The organism is Micromonospora sp. CPCC 206060 (assembly GCF_036906895.1).
Classification (GTDB): Bacteria; Actinomycetota; Actinomycetes; order Mycobacteriales; family Micromonosporaceae; genus Micromonospora.
Genome location: NZ_JBAKHU010000183.1, coordinates 1 through 2,586 on the forward strand (window position 1 = coordinate 1; position 2,586 = coordinate 2,586).

At 65.0% G+C, this 2,586-nt stretch carries 4 protein-coding genes; 3 read left to right on the plus strand and 1 reads right to left on the minus strand.

What is annotated here, in order from left to right:
- The first annotated feature begins 260 nt into the window (after positions 1-260).
- Positions 261-434: a transposase gene (locus tag V6U90_RS33060; protein ID WP_334445048.1), complete on the plus strand. Its 174-nt coding sequence runs from the start codon at positions 261-263 to the stop codon at positions 432-434.
- A gap of 223 nt (positions 435-657) precedes the next feature.
- Here V6U90_RS33060 and V6U90_RS33065 read toward each other — a convergent pair whose 3' ends face one another.
- Complete coding sequence (locus V6U90_RS33065) at positions 658-1,815, minus strand: RNA-guided endonuclease InsQ/TnpB family protein (RefSeq protein WP_334445050.1); 1,158 nt, start codon at positions 1,813-1,815, stop codon at positions 658-660.
- A gap of 38 nt (positions 1,816-1,853) precedes the next feature.
- On the opposite strand from V6U90_RS33065, the gene tnpA reads away from it, so the two are divergent.
- Together tnpA and V6U90_RS33075 are read left to right on the plus strand one after the other, a co-directional pair.
- Positions 1,854-2,249, plus strand: a complete 396-nt coding sequence (tnpA, locus tag V6U90_RS33070) for an IS200/IS605 family transposase (RefSeq protein ID WP_334445052.1) — start codon at positions 1,854-1,856, stop codon at positions 2,247-2,249.
- Between the two features lie 51 nt (positions 2,250-2,300).
- On the plus strand, positions 2,301-2,586 hold a 286-nt coding region (locus V6U90_RS33075; protein WP_334445054.1), incomplete at its 3' end, for a hypothetical protein.

Below are 2,586 nucleotides of genomic sequence, written 5' to 3' on the forward strand. Positions count from 1 at the left end.
GCTCACCCCGGCCAACCACTGACCACCTCAACAACCAAGATCAGCCGTTAACTTGACACTCCCGTTCCAGCACGAGAAGCTCCGCACCGAGTTCTGGGCCGAGCACACCCGGAGCTCGGCCAGCACCACGCCCTTCCCCGAAATCCGCCACTTTGAGTGAGAGACGATGACCAGTGACGAACGAATCGCAGAATGGCGAACCGCAGCTCAGCCCCGGTCAGCCTCGCCACTTTCAACGGGAAACGACAGTGTGAGACAACTTGAACACCCACGTCAGCACAGCGATGCGTGCGTTGATCGCCGCCCGGGACTGGCTGCACGTGATCCGGCTGCCCGACTACGCCCCAGACCTCAACCCCACCGAGCAGGTGTGGTCACACCTCAAACGCAGCATCGGCAACCTCGCCGTCACCGGCATCGACCACCTCCTGTAACGGCGGCCGTCAAGGGCACCAAGGTCGAGCACTGCCGCCGGCCACAGGCGTATCGGGCACCACGGCCGACCGAGCACGCTCTTCCGAACTGAGGATGCCTTCGACCCGGTACCCGCTTCGGCTCGAAGCTGCCGAGAGGTTCGTGGGCCGCCCGCAGTGCCAGTCCGCCGACGAGCGCCCTTTTTTAACGCTTCCCCACGGATGAATCCGGGGGATTTCTGACTCAGACCGCACCCCGCCTGCCGCCACGAAGGGAGCCGACCGGATGTCTTACATCATCAACACCAGCACGGTCGCGTTCTACCGTGGCCAGGATCGTCCTAGCGGCGTTCAGGTCACGCCCGGCGGTGTACCCGCAGTCGTCGCACCTGAAAGTTCTGACACCCAATCCGAGACGCGACTTGGTTCTCGCCGTGCATTCGGAGCAGGTCATCGTGGTGTAGGCGGGCGGCACCAGCACCACCTTTCGGCCCGCCCGCCGGCCACGTTCGATCAGTTCCCGCTTCGCCGCGCCAATCGCAGCGTCGGCGGCTTTACGCGCCATGGTGGACTTGGCGAGAAAACGCGGTTTGAAGTCCTCCACAGCAATGATCTGATGGCTGTCGACGACCCGTTTCGCCCACTGGCGGGCGGCGTGAGTGTTCTGCCTGGCGGCTTTCTTGTGCAGTCTCGCGGCCTGTCTCGCGGCCTGACGGTAGCCGTTGGATTGGGCGTGTCCGCGTGGTCGGCGTCGGCGGGCCATCTTCCGTTGAGTCTTGGCCAGTTCGACGGCGCACCTTCGCCGGTAGCCGAGGTGAGGCAGGTCGAAAGCGGGATCAGTGGTGGTCGCCGTGGTGGTGACACCCCAGTCGATGCCGATCGCTCCGCCTGCCTCCGGGGCCGGGGTGGTCTCGCGGCGTACCACGAACGATGCGTACCAGTGGCCGAGGCTGTCGCGGTAGACGCGCACACTTGTCGGGTCGGACGGCAGGTCACGCGACCAGACGACGGGTATGACGATCCCGCTGGCAAGACGCAGGCGACCGTCGCGGATGGTGAACCCGCGCACCGTGTATTCGAGCGACGGCAGGGTTCTCTTCGCCGCTTTGACCTTGGGGCGACCTCGGCCTTTCACCGTGAACGAGTGCTGCAACGCCTGCGCGTAGGTGCGCAGCGCCTGCTGTTGGGCTACCTGCGAACCGTCACGCAGCCACGCGAGCTTGGCCCGCGCGTCGGTGAGGAGTTTGCACAGTCCGGCGAAGTTGGGTCGGCGGCCGGTTTTCTGCTGGTGGACGGCTTCGTTCCACAGCCAACGGCAGCGACCCCATTCGGCGAGCAGTGCGGCCGTCGCGGTGGCGCCGGGGCGCAACCGGTACGTGTATCGCACTACTTCTTCGTCCACACCAGACAGTATACAGCATGTCCCTATATAGTCCGTTCATGGATGAGGTCAGATCAAACAACAACGTCGTCTACCGCTGCACCTACCACGTCGTGTGGTGCCCGAAGTACCGGCGACCCGTCATCAACGGCGACATCGACCAGCGACTCAAACAGATCATCCGCGAGGTGTGTGCCGAGAAGAACGCGCCGATCGTGGAGCTGGAAACCATGCCCGACCACGTTCACCTGCTCGTCGTCTGCGACCCGCAGTACGGCATCCACCGACTGGTCAAAGCCATCAAAGGGCGGTCGTCGCGGCTTCTGCGAGCGGAGTTCCCCACGCTCCGCTCACGTTTGCCGACGTTGTGGACCAACTCGTACTTCGTCGCCACGGTTGGCGGCGCGACCTTGGAGGTTGTCAAACGCTATGTCGAAAGCCAGCGCAACGCCTGACCGCCCTTACCTCCCCACGGCTAAAGCCGGGGGCTTCGCGGGCGGATTTCGGTGACCATCGTCTTCGCCGACCGCGGCCTGCACCTTGGCGTCCTGGACGCCCTACGGACCAACGGTGTGATCGCCGCTGCCGACCTCAGAGCGATCATCGAGTCGACCGGCCCGGACGGCCCGGACGACGGCTATCCAGGCCCAGGCCCGCGCCTGGCGGCGTCGCTGGACCTCCTGCACGCCGTCGCGGTGCCGTCCGCCGAGGCTGCGGCGATCAACCACTGGGTGCGTTTCTTCTTGAGTGAGTTGGGCGGGGGTGTCGTGTCCGGCGGTTGTGGGTGGTCGT